Below are 17,493 nucleotides of genomic sequence, written 5' to 3' on the forward strand. Positions count from 1 at the left end.
CATCCAAAGACGTTATCAAGACGGCTCGGTCCGTATCTGTTCATCCGGCGTGACATGCTGCTGGGGAGCACGAACCCATCGCCATGAGCTGCGTCCCTGACGTGCCAGTTCACGATGCATGACGACGATCGGCACGTCTGACAAGAGTTTAATCTCGTCCAGGTTGCATAACGTTGTCGCGAGTTCTTCAACAAGTGTTACCGAACGGTGTTGGCCGCCTGAGCAGCCTATCGCAATCGTAGCATGCTTCTTTCCCTCGGCGACGAAACGAGGCAGTACAAGTTTCAACAGGTCGAGGATGCTCGTAAAAAAGACCGGGTAATCGGGATCCTGCTGAACGTATTCGCGCACGTCGACGTCCAGCCCGGTTTTTGCCTTCAGTTCCGGGTCGTAATGCGGATTGCGCAGGAAACGTGCATCGAAGACCAGATCGGCTTCACGCGGTAATCCTGCGGGATAAGCGAAGGAAAGCAGGGTGAGCGTCATCGAGTCGCCATCATTCTGATGACCGAATCGCGATTCGATGAGTCGTCTCAGATCATGCGGCGGCAGGTCTGAAGTGTCGATCACGAGATCGGCCGCCCCGCGTAACGGGGCAAGCAAGGCGATTTCCTGATCGATGCTGGCGACCAGCCCTGGTGCTGTGCCTGTGCTGTTATCAAGCGGATGGCGGCGTCGCGTCGCAGTGAAACGGCGAAGCAGCACATCTGTCTCGGCAGTGGCATAAAGCAGTTCGACATGAAGATCGTGCTGGGTACGCAGATGGGCGAGCGCCAGCAAAACTGCACGGGCTTCGAAGCCGCGCGTACGGACATCGATGCCGATGGCCAGAGGGTGTTCCGTGCGCGCCGCGAGGGCATCGAGCAGGGTCAGAGGCGGGTTGTCCGTCACTTCATAGCCAAGATCCTCCAGCACGCGCAGGATCGATGACTTGCCCGCTCCCGAGAGACCCGTGACCAGAAGGATGCGCCGCGCCGCACTCACAAATCGCTACTCCGTTCGAACAGCCTGAAACTTCGGTTCGAGCTTAGCGAGCTTCCCGCGCGCTGGGGAGGGGGAGACAGTCATGCGAGCCGCCATTAACGCCGCAGACAAGCGTCAAATCGCCGCGAATGCAGCGCATGACCGTGCGAATGACCGCCACGGCATCGGCATGAAACCCGTCCATGGTGATCTGCCACAAACCTGAGGTGGCATCGATCTGTCGTGGTGGCAGACGTTCGGGCACGATGCCGGGTACCAGATGAACATGGAGCACAAGGGTTGTCTGGGGCGCAGAGGGCATCTGTACCAGACCGACACCGCGTATTTCGACCAGCCCGGCCAGAGCCGAGGCAGGGCAGGCCAGCTTGCCCGCAAGATGGATCTGGTCATCGCCCACAAGCATGAACCCGCTATCGATCAGGCGGAGCAAAAGACTCGATTTCCCGGCACCGGAACAGCCGGTCAGCAGAACGCCTGAATCGCCCAGGCTTGCGCATGAGCCATGCACCAGCCCCGATGGCGGAATGTTGAAAGGCGATGTGCAGCTTTGGGAATGTGCGTTATGCTTGGGCTCATGCACGATCATTCCTCCCCTCCCTCCCGTCCTGTCCTGCAGGACAGTGTGACCTATTACGGTGTGACAGGGCTGGGCCCGGACGGAAAGCCTCCGGAGAGTCTGATCGAGGAATGCCAGAATGCCCTGGCGCGTATCCGGGATATTCTGGCGACCCATGACCTTGTGCCCGAGGATATCGTGCATCTGGCCTATATGATTCCTGACAGTGTCACGTTCAGCGCCTGTCAGCGCGTGATTGCCGAGGCTTTGGGTCCGGCGCGGCCGGCCATGACCCTGAGACTCAAGCCTTCATTCGATGTGCCGGGTCAGCGACTGGAATTCAATTTCATTGCCTCTGCCTGAGGCGCCCGACGGGATGACCCGTGTCCGGGCGCTGTGCATGCCATTGGGGTGATAGGGCGGACCACCGTGCCGGGCATCTTGATCTGCCCGGCACGGGGGGAGGGTTGATGCCTGCTCAGTGACGCGCGGAATAGAGGGTCGTCAGGCGGTCTGGTGTGTTGGCAATACGTTCGAGATGCGGGTAGCGCAGTCCGTCATGATACGGAATGGATACGGTGCGGAAGTGCTCGCCTGACTTGACCAGCAGCGTGATAGGCGCCTTGTCGGTCTTCGCGGCCTTGATGGCATCGATCAGGACTTCGGGGGTAAAGCTGTCGCCATTGACGGCGATGAGCTGGTCATGGATGGCAAGACCCGCCTTATAGGCCGGGCTGTCCCAGGCAACGGTGCCCAGCGTGCCGTTCTTGGCGTTGATGATCACGCCCAGTGAGAAACGAAGCCCCACGCGGTGGCGGTTCTTGAGCAGCTGCGCTTCGAAGGCATTCTCCTGATCGGTATAGACCAGCTTGTAGCCGCCTGCTTCGAGCCCGTTCAGCGGCGCGCGCTTCTGGACCGTGCTGATGCGCTCGTTCAGGAACTTGGCCCAGTCATAGGGGACGATCTTGTTGAGCGTCAGAACCACATCGTCGAATGTGTAGGGGCTGACGATGATGCTGCCGTCATTCGTGCCGAAAAAGGCCTTGGCAAAATCATCGATCGACTTGGTGTCATGGGACAGCTTGCGGATGGTCATGTCGGCATCCAGCCAGACGAGCTGGCCCTCGACATAATAATCCTCCGAGCGCTGGAAGTCGCGCCATGAAAGCGGCGAGCGCTGGGCGATGATCGGGTCATTGGTCGTGTCGGCCACAGGGCGCCAGCTACGCCCTGCCTGCGAATCATAGGTGGCGGCCATCAGGGCAAGGCTGTCGAAGCCCTGGTCCTTTGTCACAAGCCCCGAACGCGCGGCGAGGATGTTGCCCCAGAATTCTGTCTGGCCCTCATAGACCCAGAGAAGCGAACCGCGCTGGGGCGTGTTGAACGTGGCGCCGTAGAGATCGGCCGGACGACGATACTTGCCGTTCCAGGAATGGGTGTATTCATGCGCCAGCAGATCGCGCTGCGGGAAGGAATGCTTCCAGTCCGTGAAATAATCTTCGGACACGCTGTCTTCGCTTGACTGATGATGTTCGAGACCGATCCCGCCAAGCTCGTCGGTCAGCGCCATCAGGAAGTCGTAATGTGCGTAATGCTGCGAGCCGAAGGTCAGGAGCGCCTGCGTGACCAGATTGCGATGGATCTGCAATTCGGCGTCGTCATAGGCCAGGTCGCTTGGTTTGTCGGCCACCATATTGAGCGTGACGGGCACGCCGCCCGGGGCATTCAGCGCAACCTTCTTGACATAGGCGCCGGCAAAGATCGGGGAGTCGACCAGCGTGTTATACGGCACCGTCCCGAAGGTGAGCGTATCGCCCGTGGCCGGGCCCGTCGGACGCAGGGCGGTAGCGGCCTGCCAGCCATGGGGCAGGGTCAGGCTCGCCTGATAGGGCATGTTGCGCGAGTAATAGCCCGCCGGATAAAGCGAGACCTCGTTCCACTGCACGTTGACGATATGCGGGGTCATGACCACGCGGCCTTCATTATCCGTGACAGGCGAAAGCAGCTTGAAGTCCAGATCGAGCTGGGTCTGCGCCTTGGTGACGGGCACATGAAACGCAAAAACGTCCACGGGATCGCGCAGCCAGGAGAGGCTCTTGCCTCCCGAATGCACTTCGAGCCCGCCAAGCTGGGTGATGGTTCCCTCGGGCGCATGACCGCCCGGCACCCATTTGGGATAGAGCAAAACCAGCTCGCCCGCCTCGCGTGCGGCCTGGGGCACAGGCAGGGTTTCATGAATGCTCATCACGTGATGCGCCAGATCGGTGGCATTGACGCTGAGCTTGATGGTGCCGGGGAAGGCGCCGTCCTTTGCCTGAGGCAGAGGCGAGGGGAGCGGCGTCGCCTCGGGCTGCGGTTGGGCAGCCAAAGCGGGCAGGATCGGGCTGCCAAGAAGCAGGGCGGTCAGGAAACTGCCGGCGCGAAAGAGGCGGATCGTCAAGCGGGAACACTCCGGAAATAGGGTCTTGGCTGAAACGGTTCATTACCAAAATGGAAACAGAGGCGCATGGCAACCCATATTCCGGGCATAATTTCTCCCCCGTTGCGAACTCTGTCTGATCGCCCCGGCGAGGAGGGCCATCACCGGACCGTGCAACCCGTTATCGCCCAGGCACCGTCATCCCGACGCAAGGCCTCGTGGTGAGCACAGGGTCCCCCCGGAAATGCTGCTTTGCCTCGATCCGGGAGATCTGTCCTGTGCGGGTATGCCCCGGGGTTCCTGACGTTATCGGGGCGTTCGCCACATCAGAGAGGTCTGAAAATCTCGGCCTGCGAGGGGGGAATACCGCCTCAGCGCGAGGTCAGAAGCCCGATATCGCCACCGAGTGCGGCATGGTTGACGGTCACGACGCACTCGCTCAGCAGCCATTCCGGGCGCACCGTATCGAGATCATAGACCGGCACGACCATTCCCTCCCGGGCGGTTACCGTCAGGGCGGCCTGTTCGGCGCTCTCGGCGCCTCGCTGGATGATCATGGCATCGCATTCCGGCAGGGCGCCGGGGTCGACGCGAGTGATGATATTTGCGAGCTGACGCGATACCTGACGCAGCCATTCCACGGCGGGATCGGGTGCGAGCACAAGCACGGTATTGCCCGTGCCCAGAGCCAGACCAACCGCATGAAGCAGAGCTGGCCAGCTTTCGCAGGCGCAGAGAATGACGCCGCGCGGGCGCAGGGTATAGCGGTTGCTCTCGCCGGAGGGAGCGGGCAGATCGAAAGATAATCCGCTCAACCCGTGGGCAATGACGGCCCGAACGCGTCGTGCCGAGGGCGGATCACGCGGCTCGAGAAAAGACAGGAAAGCCCGTGCCGCGGAAGGAACAGGGGTTTCCGGCGCCGCGATGATCGGGCAGGGCGCGCCATGCATCAGCCTTGGTAGAAGAAGAGGCCCGCCCAGTTTGGGTCCGGAGCCGGACAGGCCCTTGCCACCGAAGGGCTGCATCCCGATCGTGGCCCCGATCATGGGGCGATTGACATAGATGTTGCCGGCTCTGCTTCGCGAGCAGGCACGCTCGGTAGTCGTGGAAAGGCGGCTCTGCACGCCGAAAGTGAGCGCATAGCCTGTCGCATTCAGCGCATCGATCACGCCATCGAGCTCATGCCGCGCGTAGCGCCGCACATGCAGGACCGGGCCAAATACCTCTTGTCCGATATCGGCCACGCGTCCGATCTCGATCAGGGTTGGCGCCACGAAATGCCCACGCAGGGTTTCGGCCTGCATGTCGGGCTGCCAGACGCGATAGCCGGCGCGCCTCATACGCTCGATATGATCTTCCAGTCGTGCCCGGGCACTGGCCGAGATCACCGGGCCGATATCGGTCCTGAACTGATCGGGTGCTCCGATGCACAACTCGCGTATGGCGGATTGAAGCCGCTCGATCAGCGTGTCGGCTCCGTCTTCCTGAATTAGCAGGACGCGCAGAGAGGCACTGCGTTGCCCGGCGCTGTCGAAAGCGGAAGACAGGATATCGGGAATGACCTGCTCGGGGGGCACGGAGCTGTCCACGAGCATGGCGTTCTGCCCGCTCGTATCGGAGAGCAGGGGCACGGGCTGACCCGTACGCCCGGTGCGTCCGAGCAATTCGCGACTGATGGTTTTCGCAACGGCTGTCGAGCCTGTGAACATCACCCCGTCTATGCGTGAATCCGCGACGAGCGAGGCGCCGACATTTCCCTCACCGGGCAGGAGCTGAAGGGCACGCGCGGGAAGTCCCGCCTCCAGAAACAGGCCGAGCAGCCGGGCGGCGATCAGCGGTGTTTCCTCGGCGGGTTTGGCAATGACGGCATTGCCCGCGGCTAAGGCCGCCGCAACCTGTCCGGTGAAACTTGCAAGCGGAAAATTCCACGGGCTGATACACAGAATAGTGCCAAGAGGCGCGCCAAGCCCGCCTGTTTCAGCAAGGCTGCGTAGCTGGGCGGCGTAGTACCGCAGGTAATCTATCGCTTCTCGCCATTCGCCCGCGGCATTGGCCAGGGTCTTGCCTGCCTCGCGTATCAGCAGGGCGATCAGGGTCGTCTGATCCTGCTCAAGAGCCAGGGCCATGCGATCGAGACAATCGGCGCGCGCAGCGGGCTCGGTGCGGCGCCAGATCATGTCGGTTTCGGCAGCGTTGAGCGCGGCGTCGATATCGCGTGGTCTGGCGTAGACCACCACCCCCACCCTGTCCTCATGGGTGGCTGGGTTGCAGATGGCGCGTGGCCTTCCCTCGGCTCTGGGCATGGCGGCGCCCATCGGGAGTGCCTGAAACGGGCCGAGCTGTGTCGGCAGACTGGCCGCGAGTCCTCCCAGTGTGAGTGGGTTCGCCAGATCGAGACTGGCGGCAGAGACCCGCTCGGGCAGAAACAGTTCGGTAGGGGGCGTGATGCGCTGGCTTGGCATGCCGCGCGGCAGGACATTGCGCGCCTTGGCCACCGGATCGGCGATCAGCGTGTCCAGGGCAATAGTCCGGTTGGCGGCCTGATTGACGAAAGAGCAAGGAGCCCCGTTCTCGAGCAGACGACGCACCAGGGTTGGGGCGAGGCGTGAATCGGGGCCGATCGGGGCCATGATCCGACAGCCCGGCCTTGCAGCATTCAGCCCCGCGTTGCTATGCCCCGCAACGGGAACGGCGTTGGCGCGCATCAGCGGGGCATAGAGCGTTTCGCCCATGCCATGCAGGGAGCCGAATTCGTATCGACCCGGGGTGAACGGTCCAGCAAGGGCCATGATGGTCGCGACGCTGCGGGCATTATGGGTGCCAAATTGCGGATAGAGCGCTTCCGGCGCCTCGAGTGCCCGCCGGGCGCAGGCGATGAAGCTGACATCGGTGTGGCATTTGCGCGTGAAGACCGGGTAATCGCTGGCCGATTCCCTCTGGGCGTCACGGATCTCCCGATCCCAGAACCCGCCCTTGACCAGACGGAGCACGAGGCGTCTCTCGGTCTCGCCTGCCAGCGCGATGAGATGCTCGATGACGGGCAGGCACCTCTTGTCGCTGGCCTGCACCGTGAAGCCCAGCCCGTTCCACCCGGCCAGCTCATGCAGATGGCAGAGAGCCTCGAACAGATCGAGTGACAGCTCCAGTTCGGTGCTGCGTCCGGCATCGAATATCAGGAGAATGTCGGCGGCATGGGCGCGTTGCGCCAGCGTGGCGAGAAAGGGCAGCAATTCGGCCCTGATCCGCGCGATCTGGGTCATGTCGAAGCGGGGATGCAGTGATGACAGGCGCAGCGAGAGCGCTGGACGCTCGAACAGTGAATTCCCCCGTGCCTGTCGCCCTAGGGTATCGATCATTGTCAGGGCATCGCGCCGCGCCATCTCGGCTTCCTCGGCGGTCTGGGCTGGCTCGTGCAGCGCGGCATAGGCGAGTGTGAAACCCTGCTGTTCCAGCTTCCGCCCGCGCCGCAAGGCCTGATTCAGGGTTTCCGCCAGAACGAACTGGCTGCCCATCATCCGTATGGCCTTTTCCACCCCATGCCGGAAGAAAGGGGCGGTTCCCCGCATGGCGAGACTGCGCAGTCCGCCTGTGACGGCATTGAAGCGCGACGAGGTGGACATGGCCCAGCTCGCGGCATTCAGGAAGAACGGATGGTCATGGCCTCCATGATGCAGCCACTCCCCCTGGCCGATCTGGTCATGGATCAGAGCATCGCGCGTTGCGGCATCGGGAATGCGCAACAGCGTTCCGGCAAGGCAGAGCAGGGCCTTTCCCTCGGATGAAGCAAGGGGGAAGGCCTGCATCATGGTCTCGACCCCTTTTGTATCCGCATTGTCGCGCAGGGTCGTCGCAAGGAGGCGGGACTGGGTCTCCACCTCTTCCAGCTGGCTGTCGGTCAGGGTCGCGCGGGTCAGGAGCGGGGCAAGGATCTCCGCCTCGGGACGGCGGGCAGCATGGGCAATGGCCTCACGCGTGGGCGAGAGCGCCGGACGGTGGGGGAGGAAACTGGAAAACGGGGTCATGCTGTCTCGATCACACGAGGACTTAAAGCCTGAGTCTAGACGGGGGAACGAAGCAGGAAAACCCCACGGTCGTTACTTGTGAGTCATGAACGTCTCTGGCCCGGTTTCGCTTCCGATCGGGGTAATGCGGCGGCAGGTCAGGCCTGGGAGATTGCAAAGCCAGTGACCGTAAGGAGTGCCGTGGGTCACGCCTCCCTAGGGTGTTCCTCGGCGGAGTTGCAAACGGTCAGGGGTGATGTCTGTTGAAGAGTCGCACGCTACGCTCCTCGATCTTAAGTTCGCGCAGCGCAGCAGCGAATTTTTCGAAATGCGGCGTTTTCAGATGCGCCTCGAAGGCTGCTCGTCCAGTATAGACTTCATGGAGCACGACGATGCCTTGGTCATCCTGCGGAGTCAGGACATCGAAGGTCAGACACCCCTCTTCATCTGCACGCGAACGATCGCTGTCATACCGGCAGATATCGAGAAATGCGGTCAGGCTTTCAGACGGAACGGTGAATTCCGCGATGACAGTAAAGTGCTCTGACATGTCCGTAACTCCGTCGAGTTTACTGAATTGACTTTTCTGCCCCAATTCTGCGAAGAGTAAACACCGATTCACGGGAGAGACCGGACAATTTTTCCGGCGCCGAAGGAGCAACCGCCCCGGAAACTCTCAGGCAAAAGGACCGCGATCGGCTGGAACTTCTGGAGAGAGGCATCCCTGTGGGGTGTCCGCCGACGGGATAGCGATCTCAGGCAAAGGCGACAGAAGGGGCGACGATTTTTTCGTTTTCTGCCTTGGGGGATTCCGCCCGTTGTTCGACCCGCTCTCATTCACGCCGCTCAATGACCTGCATATCGAGCTCGGAGCTCGCATGGTGCCGTTTGCGGGCTATTCCATGCCCCTGCAATACCCGGCCGGGCTCATGGCAGAGCACCTGCATACGCGCAAAAGCGCAGGGTTGTTCGACGTCTCCCATATGGGACAGCTGCGGATCACCCCCAAACAGGGCACGCTCAACGATGCCGCTCTCGCGCTGGAAAGCCTGATCCCGGTCGATCTGGCGGGTCTGGGCGCCAACCGCCAGCGCTACGGTTTTCTCACCAATGACGCAGGCGGTATCCGTGACGATCTGATGGTCGCCAATATGGGTGACTGGTTGTTCGTGGTCGTCAATGCCTCCTGCAAGGCCGCCGATACGGCGCTGATGGAAGCGGCTCTCGGGGATCGGGTGGTGATCGAGAAGCTCGATGATCGCGCCCTGCTGGCCCTTCAGGGGCCGGAAGCTGTCAACGTTCTTCAGGATCTTTGCCCGGAAGCCGCCGAAATGCGGTTCATGGATGCGATCGAGGCTGACATCGATGGCGTTGCCTGCACCCTGACCCGCTCGGGTTATACGGGTGAGGATGGCTATGAGATCGGCATCCCGGCCGAGCATGCCGAGCAGATCGCCCGTGCGCTTCTGGCCGATGAGCGCGTTCTGCCCATCGGTCTGGGTGCGCGCGACAGCCTGCGTCTCGAATCCGGTCTGTGCCTGTACGGGAATGACCTGGACGAAACCACCACACCCGTCGAGGCCGCTCTTGGCTGGGCCATGCAGAAGGCGCGCCGTGAAGGCGGCGCGCGTGCAGGGGGCTATCCGGGCGCCGAGATCATCATGAAGCAGGCGCGTGAGGGCGTGTCCCGCCTGCGCGTCGGTCTGGCTGCGGAAGGGCGCGCGCCCGTACGCGCTGGTACCGAGCTTTTTGCCGATGAGGCTGGCACGCAGAAGGTGGGTGTCGTCACCTCCGGTGCTTTCGGTCCGAGCATCAACGCCCCTGTGGCGATGGGCTATGTCGAGACGGCTTATGCCGTTCTAGGCACCACGCTTTACGGCGCCCTGCGCGGCAAGTTCGTGCCGGTTCAGGTGCGCGCCCTGCCTTTCGTCCCGCCCGGCTTCAAACGCTGAAAACCGTCAACTGAGAGAACGCGATCAATGAGCACCACCTATTATACCCCGTCCCATGAATGGATCCGTCTCGAAGGCGATATCGCCACGGTCGGCATCACGGCTCATGCTTCCGACGAACTCGGCGAGCTGGTTTTTGTGGAAGCCAAGGACGAAGGCACCGAAGTGCCGCAGGGTGAGCCCGCCGCCGTTGTCGAATCGGTCAAGGCCGCTTCGGACATCTATGCCCCGGTGAGCGGCGTTCTGGCCGGATTCAACACCCGTCTTTCCGATGAGCCGACCCTGGTCGGGACCGATCCGGAAGGCGAGGGCTGGATTTTCAAGCTGCGCGTGAGCGATTCCGCCCAGCTCGAATCCCTGCTCGATGCGGATGCCTACAAGGCGTCGCTCTGATCTGACCGCCGGGCTGGCTTGCCGGTCCGGCTCCTTTTGTACCGTCAGATCCGGATGGCCGGTCTGATGCTTCCTTCCGAGCACAGGGTGGCCCGTGCCGTCCTGACTCGTTTGCGTTCCTGACGAGGATCTGCCGAGACGTGACCCGTAACGCCCCGCTCAATACGTCGCCCAATACATCGCTATGGCCCGCGCATGAAGACGACCAGTTCGTCTCGCGCCATAACGGCCCGCGTCCCGGCGAAGTCGTTTCCATGCTCAAGACGCTCGGTGTACCGAGCATCGATGCGCTGATCGAGCAGACCGTGCCTTCTGCCATTCTGGACCGCAAGGCCTCTGGCGTCGGTCCTGCGCTGACCGAGAGCGAGGCACTGGCGCGGCTGAAGCAGATCGCAAGCCGCAATGTGGTCATGCAGTCCATGATCGGGCAGGGCTATCACGGCACGATCCTGCCTCCCGTGATCCAGCGTAACATCCTCGAGAACCCGGCCTGGTACACGGCCTATACGCCGTATCAGCCTGAAATCAGCCAGGGTCGCCTCGAAGCGCTGCTGAATTTCCAGACGCTGGTCTGTGATCTGACCGGGCTCGATATCGCCAATGCGTCGCTTCTGGACGAGGCCACGGCCTGCGCCGAAGCCATGGCGCTCGCCCAGCGCAACGCCAAGACCAAGAGCACGGTATTCTTCGTCGATTCCGACACGCATCCCCAGACCCTTGCGGTGCTGCGGACACGTGCCGAGCCTCTGGGCTGGACCATTCAGCTCGGTAATCCCGAAACCGATCTCGATCCTGAAGCCGTTTTCGGTGCGCTGCTTTCCTATCCGGGCAGTTCGGGTGCGGTGCGCGATTTTCGTGGGGTGATTGCGTCCCTGCATGAAAAGGGCGCGATTGCAGCCCTTACCTGCGACCCGCTGGCTCTCGTCATGCTTGAAGCGCCTGGCAAGCTGGGGGCAGATATCGCCATCGGCTCCATGCAGCGTTTTGGCGTGCCCATGGGCTTTGGTGGTCCCCATGCCGGGTTCATGGCCGTGCGTGATGCCTATAAGCGCACCATGCCGGGCCGTCTGGTTGGTGTGTCGCGTGACAGCCGTGGGGCTTCGGCCTATCGCCTCGCGCTCCAGACTCGCGAGCAGCATATTCGTCGCGAGAAGGCGACCTCAAACATCTGCACGGCACAGGTGCTTCTGGCAGTCATCGCCTCGATGTATGCGGTCTATCACGGCCCGGAAGGTCTCCGCGCCATCGCCCATCGCGTGAACCGTCTTGCATCCATTCTGGCCGAAGGTCTGCGCGAACTGGCCGTCAAGGTCGAGACCGGCGTTTTCTTCGACACCATCACGGTCGAAGCCGGTGAGTCCGCGGCCCTCGTGCTCGAGCGCGCCCGCAAGGCCGGGATCAATCTGCGCGATGCCGGTCAGGGTCGTCTGGGTATCGCCTGTGACGAAACCACCGAGGCGAGTCATATCAAGGCGCTGTGGCGCTGCTTCTGCCCGGATGATGCGCGTCTTGCCGCGCTCGAAGCCAAGCTGGACGGTAACACGACCATCCCGGAATCGCTGACGCGCAGCGGGGCGTTCATGACGGCCGCCGTCTTCCACGCGCATCGCTCCGAGACGGATCTGTTGCGCTATATGCGCCGACTGTCCGACATGGATCTGGCGCTCGATCGCACCATGATCCCGCTCGGCTCCTGCACCATGAAGCTGAATGCCACGGCCGAGATGATCCCCATCACCTGGCCGGAATTCGGAGCGCTTCATCCTTTTGCGCCAGCCGATCAGACCGAAGGCTATCAGGAGCTTTTCGGCATTCTCGAACACGCTCTTTGCGCCGTGAGCGGGTACGATGCCGTTTCGCTCCAGCCCAATTCCGGCGCGCAGGGCGAATATGCCGGATTGCTGGCCATTCGCGCCTATCATCAGGCCAATGGTCAGAGCGAGCGCGATGTCTGTCTGATTCCGGCCTCGGCTCATGGCACCAATCCGGCTTCTGCCCAGATGGTTGGCATGCGTGTGGTCGTGACCGCCTGCGACGCCTCAGGCAATGTCGATCTGGAGGATCTGCGCAAGAAGATCGCCCAGAATGAAGGCCGTATCGCAGCCCTCATGCTCACTTATCCCTCGACGCATGGCGTGTTCGAGGAGGCCGTGATGGAAATCTGCGATCTCGTCCACGAGGCGGGCGGTCAGGTCTATCTGGACGGCGCCAACATGAACGCGCAGGTCGGTCTGGCGCGTCCCGGTCTGTACGGCGCCGACGTGTCGCATTTCAACCTGCACAAGACCTTCTGCATCCCGCATGGCGGCGGCGGTCCGGGCATGGGACCGATCGGGGTCAAGGCGCATCTCGCCCCGCATCTGCCCGGTCGCCCGGAACGTGGCGATGCCCGCGCGGTGTCGGCAGCCCCTTTTGGCTCGGCCTCCATCCTGCCGATTTCGGTCGCCTATGTGCTCATGATGGGCGATGACAGTCTGCGCGAGGCCACCGAAATGGCGATCCTGAACGCCAATTACATCGCAGCCCGTCTCGAGCCGCATTATCCGGTGCTCTATCGCGGCAGCAACGGACGCACCGCGCATGAATGCATCATCGATCTGCGTCCGCTCAAGGATGCTGTGGGTGTCACGGTGGATGACATCGCCAAGCGCCTGATCGACCATGGCTTCCATGCCCCGACGGTCAGCTTCCCCGTGGCAGGCACCTTCATGATCGAGCCGACCGAGTCCGAAGGCAAGGCCGAGCTGGATCGCTTCTGCGACGCCATGATCGCCATCCGTGAAGAGATCCGATCAATCGAATCCGGAGCCATCGCCATGGAGGCCAGTCCGCTGCGTCATGCGCCTCACAGCACCGCCGATCTGGTGGGTGAATGGGACCGTGAGTACGACCGTATGCAGGGCTGCTTCCCTAACGGGCTGGACCGCGTAAAGTATTTTGCACCGGTCAACCGTATCGATAACGCCTGGGGTGACCGCAATCTGGTTTGTTCCTGTCCGGATATTTCCAGCTACGCCGAAGCTGCGGAGTAAGCTGGGTCGACCCTCGTCCCTTTTGAGGGGCGGGGGGCTTCTTTTTCTGGAAGAAAAAGAAGCAAAAAGACTTTTTTGGTTTTGGCTGGAGGCATTGGGGAGCGCTTTAGCCCTCGGACCGCCGGAGGCATTCTATCAATCGGCGGTGCCCCCTGAACCGGCACTTGCGCCTTCTTGCCCCCTCCCGGCTCAAACGCTCATCGAATCAAAAGTTTTTTGGTTCTTTTTTCCAAAAAAGAACGCTCACTTCCCATCCTGCCGCACATGAACCCAAACCCCGCCTGTCAATTCGATAAGGCGTTGCGGCGTCATGCGTACCGAAGCCGTGATCGACCCGGCGGCGGGGATGATTTCGTCGAAGGCCTGGAGGGACTCATCGCAATAGACGGGGAGGGGAGCGGGCAGACCAAAAGGGCAGACACCGCCAACCGGGTGGCTGGTGACGTCGAGCACGGCTTCAGGGCCCAGAAAGCGGGGCTTGCCGCCCAGCGCTTCGCGGGCGCGCCTGTTGTCGAGCCGTGCCGTGCCCGCCATGACCACGAGTACGATACGCCCGCCCACATCCACGCACAGCGTCTTCGCAATCTGGTCGGGCTCCACATTGTGGACTTCGGCCGCTTCGAGAACGGTGGCGGTGCTGCGGCCGTCATCGATGATCGACAGATCGGGGGCAAGGCGGGCGAGTTCGTCGCGAACGGAGTCCAGGCTCATACGGGTCTCAGCGTCTGATCAGGATATAATTGATGGTGAGGTCGATATCGAAATGGTCGCCCTTCATATCGGGCGGAACGGGGGGGAGTTGGGCACCCTGGAACATGCCCGTGGTCGCGGCATCGAGCGAATAGGAGCCTGACTGCCCGGTGAGTCGTACGGACTTCACCCGTCCGTTGCGGTCCAGAACCACATGCACGGAGGAGGGGCCGTCCTCGCCATTCTTGATGGCGTCCTCGGGATAATAGAGATGCGCGCGAATCCAGCGATCGATCTCGCTCCCATAGTCATCGCTCACCCCGCGAATGGAGTTGCGCGTCATGAACGGTGCGTTGATCTGACCATTGGTCGATAGTGGACCGAGCGACATGTCGATCGGCGCACCCGAACCGCCACGGCGCCCGCGCTGGCGACGCGGGGTGGAGGGGGCCTCGCCAAAATCGAGCGTGGTCATGTTCGCGAAGGGGTTATCCGACTGCCTGGTGGTCGGGCGGCGGCTCGAACGATGGCTATGGGCCCGTGTCTGGGTCTGCTTGCCCGATTTGGCAATGCCGGGGCTGACCGGACGGTCTGTCTGGGTCTTGGGCAACTCTGTCGAGGGGCCTTCGGGGACAGGCGGGGCTGCGGGCGGTGTGGGCGTCGGGACGGCCGGGGTCGGGGTGGATTCGGCCTGATCGGGTTGTTGCTCCTGCTGTTGCTCGGGGCTGGAGGCCGAAGGGGCATCATGGCTCGATGAGGGTTTTTCCTCACCGCCCGGCTTGTCCTCATGCGGGCCAGCCATGCCACTGCGGGAGGGCGGCGCGAACATCATCTCGACCTGGGGTTGTTCCATACCGTCGGGCAGGCCACGCGCATGGCGGGCGCCTTCGAGCAGCAGCAAGCCGATCAATAGGGCATGGGCGATGGCCGAGGCGATGAGAACGGTCGTGACGCCCGGGTCTTCCAGAACCTGAGGGCGGATCAGTGACGTGCTTGCGGGCTTGAGATCGGGTTCGAGACCTGTCCTGGGCTCGTAATGGGTGATGGGCGCGCGCGCACCCTTCATGGGCGGCAGGGCGCGCGCCGATCGTGCCGTCGGTGCAAAGAGCAGCGGCTCGTTTCGCACCCGTTTTCTGTCCGGGCGCGGGCCATTGGCCCCACCGGGAGAAGGTGAAGCCGGATCGACGGGTCGGGTGCGTTTCAGAAGAACACCTGCAAGAATCGGAACACACGCCGCCACGCAGCCGGGCAGGCACTCCCTGCATCACGACACGATCTGGCATCTGGCGCTATCATGGCATTGGACCCATGATCTTGCCAAGCGCATCAGCGCCTTACCTGTTACATAAGGGAAAAACGCGTGTACGATATTCCTGCCCTTTATGACTGCCTTGGGCAGGATCCGGCCCTTGCCGAAGCGATCGAGCGCATCGGTCCCTGCCGTCTTCGCGGAGCAGATGGCAAGACACCCTATCAGGCCTTGTTCCGGGCCATTATCGGACAGCAGCTTCATGGCCGTGCAGCGGAAGCCATACTGGGCCGGGTCTGCGCCCTTGCTGGCGGGGAAATGCCCTCTCCTGAGGCCCTGATTGCCTTGCCGGAAGAGGAACTACGCCGATGCGGATTATCCGCAGCCAAACTTATTGCATTGCGCGGGTTGGCGCAGGCGCGACTGGACAACATCGTCCCCGGTGCTGAGGACGCTGCCATGCTGGATGATGAAACGCTGGTGACACGCCTGACTGCCCTGCGTGGCGTCGGACGCTGGACGGTTGAGATGTTACTCATCTTTACGCTGGGGCGGCAGGATGTGCTGCCGGTCGATGATTTTGCCATAAGGGCAGGCTGGCAGAAGCTCAGGGGTATGGAACTCCCACCTCGGCCCGCCGCGCTGCGGGGAGAGGGTGAGCGTTTCGCGCCATGGCGGTCGGGCCTTGCGTGGTATCTCTGGCGTCTGTCCGAAGAAGGCAAGACGATCAAGAATGCTCTGACCGGCTAGACAGGGTCGGCCATGGCCGACCCGCCGTCAGAGGCTGGCCTGGTTATTTTCTGGCAAGATCCGGAATGAGCGAGAGGAGGAAATGCAGTCCGGGCGTGATGGTCGACAGGGGCACGCGTTCATTGAGCCCGTGACTGAAATCATCAGAGGATTTCATGAAAATGGGCGATGCCCCGTAACTCGGTATGTTGAGCGCACGAAACCACATGCTGTCGCTCGCACCCGAACTCATGCTCGGAAAGACAGGAACATCCGGATAGGCTTCATGCGCGGCGCGTGCCACGGCAGCCGAGAATGGCGTATCGAGGGGGGAAGGCTGGGTCTCGACCGACCCTGCGGTCTGATCTGCGATATGGACCGACGGGTCATCGATCACGGCGGTCAGCTCCCGGATCATGTCGTAGCGGGAGTGGCCGGGAAAGATACGGCAATTGATGTTGGCCTGTGCGCGCTGCGGTAGGGCATTTGGGGCATGGCCGCCATGAACCATGGTCACTACGCAGGTTGTGCCGATACTTCCCACCAGAGCAGGGTCTGCGCGTAGGATCGCAACGGCCTTCGCGTTGTCGGGGCTCGCTGCAAAGATACGCATGGCTGCGGCTAGTTTGGGGGGCGAGAAGCGAGCTGCATTCATGAAATAGCTGCGCGTCAGGGCATTAAGCTCGGGTCGAAAGCTATGGGCCTGGACCTTGAGGAGTGCCGCCGCAAGTACATCGATCGCATTGCGAGCGCGTGGCTCCGAAGAATGTCCGCCCGGATCGGCTACATCGAGGCTGAGATCGGCATAGGTTTTTTCCGCACCTGACCAGGTATAATAGAGGGGGCGGCCCGTTTCCTCGTCCAGTGTGCCACCGCCCGCGTCGAGATTGAGGACCTGGGACGCATTGGAGAACATCTTGGCCAGGATCTGGCCGGTCTTCATGGAGGTTTCCTCGTCCCCTGACAGGGCAAGGACGATGTCACGCTCTGGCTTGTAGTCGTGCTGGCGCAGATGGATCAGCGCCGTGATGGCCAGCGCATTGCTCATCTTCATGTCTGTGGAGCCACGGCCGAACAGATAACCGTCTTCCACGACAGGAGTGAACGGGTCGCGTGTCCAGTCTGTGGCGTTAGCAGCGACCACGTCCATATGCCCCGAGATCACCAGCGGCTTCAGCGAAGCATCCTGGCCCCGCCAGCGCAGCACCAGAAAAGCGGTGTCATCCTGACGCGTGATCGTGATGGCTGACTCGGGAAAGCCGCCGGACACGAGCGCCTTTCGATAAAGCTCTGCTACCGATACCGTCTCGTTCTGCGCACCCGCAACCGAGCGGAGCGATATGGAGGATTCTGCCAGAGTGAGGGCCTGCAGCCCCTCACGGGTGAGGGCGGGCAGCGGCTCGGCCTGTGCGGTACCGGTCGCGAGCAACAGCAGCAGGGCAGCGCGTCTGAACATGGTCATCCGGAATCCGGAAAAAGAGAGAAGGG

General features: G+C 62.2%; 13 protein-coding genes and 1 riboswitch. Of the genes, 5 read left to right on the forward strand and 8 right to left on the reverse strand.

Annotated elements, in window-relative coordinates:
- Nucleotides 1–15: 15 nt before the first annotated feature.
- Together rapZ and AA0535_RS00500 are read right to left on the reverse strand one after the other, a co-directional pair.
- Nucleotides 16–984: an RNase adapter RapZ gene (gene rapZ, locus AA0535_RS00495; RefSeq protein ID WP_264813915.1), complete on the reverse strand. Its 969-nt coding sequence runs from the start codon at nt 982–984 to the stop codon at nt 16–18.
- 43 nt (nt 985–1,027) lie between these two features.
- Complete coding sequence (locus tag AA0535_RS00500; RefSeq protein WP_264813916.1) at nt 1,028–1,570, reverse strand: HPr kinase/phosphorylase; 543 nt, start codon at nt 1,568–1,570, stop codon at nt 1,028–1,030.
- Between AA0535_RS00500 and AA0535_RS00505 the strand changes: the two genes are divergently transcribed.
- Nucleotides 1,559–1,903, forward strand: a complete 345-nt coding sequence (locus AA0535_RS00505; RefSeq protein ID WP_264813917.1) for a RidA family protein — start codon at nt 1,559–1,561, stop codon at nt 1,901–1,903. The two genes, AA0535_RS00500 and AA0535_RS00505, sit on opposite strands and share 12 nt — an antisense overlap.
- Before the next feature lie 115 nt (nt 1,904–2,018).
- On the opposite strand, the gene AA0535_RS00510 is transcribed toward AA0535_RS00505, so the two are convergent.
- The 3 genes from AA0535_RS00510 to AA0535_RS00520 all read right to left on the reverse strand — a co-directional run bounded on the left by AA0535_RS00510 (nt 2,019) and on the right by AA0535_RS00520 (nt 8,510).
- Nucleotides 2,019–3,980: a M61 family metallopeptidase gene (locus AA0535_RS00510; protein WP_264813918.1), complete on the reverse strand. Its 1,962-nt coding sequence runs from the start codon at nt 3,978–3,980 to the stop codon at nt 2,019–2,021.
- A 350-nt stretch (nt 3,981–4,330) separates the two neighbouring features.
- Nucleotides 4,331–7,981, reverse strand: a complete 3,651-nt coding sequence (gene putA, locus AA0535_RS00515; protein ID WP_264813919.1) for a bifunctional proline dehydrogenase/L-glutamate gamma-semialdehyde dehydrogenase PutA — start codon at nt 7,979–7,981, stop codon at nt 4,331–4,333.
- A gap of 226 nt (nt 7,982–8,207) precedes the next feature.
- Nucleotides 8,208–8,510, reverse strand: coding sequence for a putative quinol monooxygenase (locus AA0535_RS00520; protein WP_264813920.1), 303 nt, complete (start codon nt 8,508–8,510; stop codon nt 8,208–8,210).
- A gap of 61 nt (nt 8,511–8,571) precedes the next feature.
- A riboswitch (glycine riboswitch) is annotated at nt 8,572–8,662 on the forward strand.
- Between the two features lie 116 nt (nt 8,663–8,778).
- On the opposite strand from AA0535_RS00520, the gene gcvT reads away from it, so the two are divergent.
- From gcvT to gcvP, 3 genes are all read left to right on the forward strand, one after another.
- The gene (gcvT, locus tag AA0535_RS00525; protein WP_264813921.1) at nt 8,779–9,912 is read left to right on the forward strand and encodes a glycine cleavage system aminomethyltransferase GcvT; all 1,134 of its coding nucleotides are present in this window, start codon (nt 8,779–8,781) and stop codon (nt 9,910–9,912) included.
- Nucleotides 9,913–9,939: 27 nt separating this feature from the next.
- Nucleotides 9,940–10,305: a glycine cleavage system protein GcvH gene (gene gcvH / locus AA0535_RS00530; protein ID WP_035443956.1), complete on the forward strand. Its 366-nt coding sequence runs from the start codon at nt 9,940–9,942 to the stop codon at nt 10,303–10,305.
- Nucleotides 10,306–10,445: 140 nt separating this feature from the next.
- Nucleotides 10,446–13,337, forward strand: coding sequence for an aminomethyl-transferring glycine dehydrogenase (gene gcvP, locus AA0535_RS00535; RefSeq protein ID WP_264813922.1), 2,892 nt, complete (start codon nt 10,446–10,448; stop codon nt 13,335–13,337).
- A 243-nt stretch (nt 13,338–13,580) separates the two neighbouring features.
- On the opposite strand, the gene AA0535_RS00540 is transcribed toward gcvP, so the two are convergent.
- Nucleotides 13,581–14,048 (reverse strand): YbaK/EbsC family protein, encoded by a 468-nt coding sequence (locus AA0535_RS00540; RefSeq protein ID WP_264813923.1) that lies wholly within the window; start codon nt 14,046–14,048, stop codon nt 13,581–13,583.
- A gap of 7 nt (nt 14,049–14,055) precedes the next feature.
- The gene (locus tag AA0535_RS00545) at nt 14,056–15,153 is read right to left on the reverse strand and encodes an energy transducer TonB (protein ID WP_264813925.1); all 1,098 of its coding nucleotides are present in this window, start codon (nt 15,151–15,153) and stop codon (nt 14,056–14,058) included.
- A gap of 234 nt (nt 15,154–15,387) precedes the next feature.
- Here AA0535_RS00545 and AA0535_RS00550 point away from each other — a divergent pair, with 234 nt between their 5' ends.
- Nucleotides 15,388–16,026 (forward strand): DNA-3-methyladenine glycosylase family protein, encoded by a 639-nt coding sequence (locus tag AA0535_RS00550; protein ID WP_264813926.1) that lies wholly within the window; start codon nt 15,388–15,390, stop codon nt 16,024–16,026.
- A gap of 43 nt (nt 16,027–16,069) precedes the next feature.
- Here the strand turns inward: AA0535_RS00550 and AA0535_RS00555 are convergent, their stop codons facing one another.
- Nucleotides 16,070–17,467, reverse strand: a complete 1,398-nt coding sequence (locus AA0535_RS00555) for a M20/M25/M40 family metallo-hydrolase (protein WP_264813927.1) — start codon at nt 17,465–17,467, stop codon at nt 16,070–16,072.
- Nucleotides 17,468–17,493 lie beyond the last annotated feature (26 nt).

Origin of the sequence: Asaia krungthepensis NRIC 0535, assembly GCF_025995175.1 — a bacterium.
GTDB classification, from domain to species: Bacteria; Pseudomonadota; Alphaproteobacteria; order Acetobacterales; family Acetobacteraceae; genus Asaia; species Asaia krungthepensis.

Bases quoted from the DNA above. Each gene is read 5' to 3' on its own strand.
- AA0535_RS00505 (WP_264813917.1), top strand. From the start codon at position 1,559: ATGCACGATCATTCCTCCCCTCCCTCCCGTCCTGTCCTGCAGGACAGT.
- AA0535_RS00500 (WP_264813916.1), bottom strand. From the start codon at position 1,570: ATGATCGTGCATGAGCCCAAGCATAACGCACATTCCCAAAGCTGCACA.
- putA (WP_264813919.1), bottom strand. From the start codon at position 7,981: ATGACCCCGTTTTCCAGTTTCCTCCCCCACCGTCCGGCGCTCTCGCCC.
- AA0535_RS00520 (WP_264813920.1), bottom strand. From the start codon at position 8,510: ATGTCAGAGCACTTTACTGTCATCGCGGAATTCACCGTTCCGTCTGAA.
- gcvH (WP_035443956.1), top strand. From the start codon at position 9,940: ATGAGCACCACCTATTATACCCCGTCCCATGAATGGATCCGTCTCGAA.
- AA0535_RS00540 (WP_264813923.1), bottom strand. From the start codon at position 14,048: ATGAGCCTGGACTCCGTTCGCGACGAACTCGCCCGCCTTGCCCCCGAT.
- AA0535_RS00555 (WP_264813927.1), bottom strand. From the start codon at position 17,467: ATGACCATGTTCAGACGCGCTGCCCTGCTGCTGTTGCTCGCGACCGGT.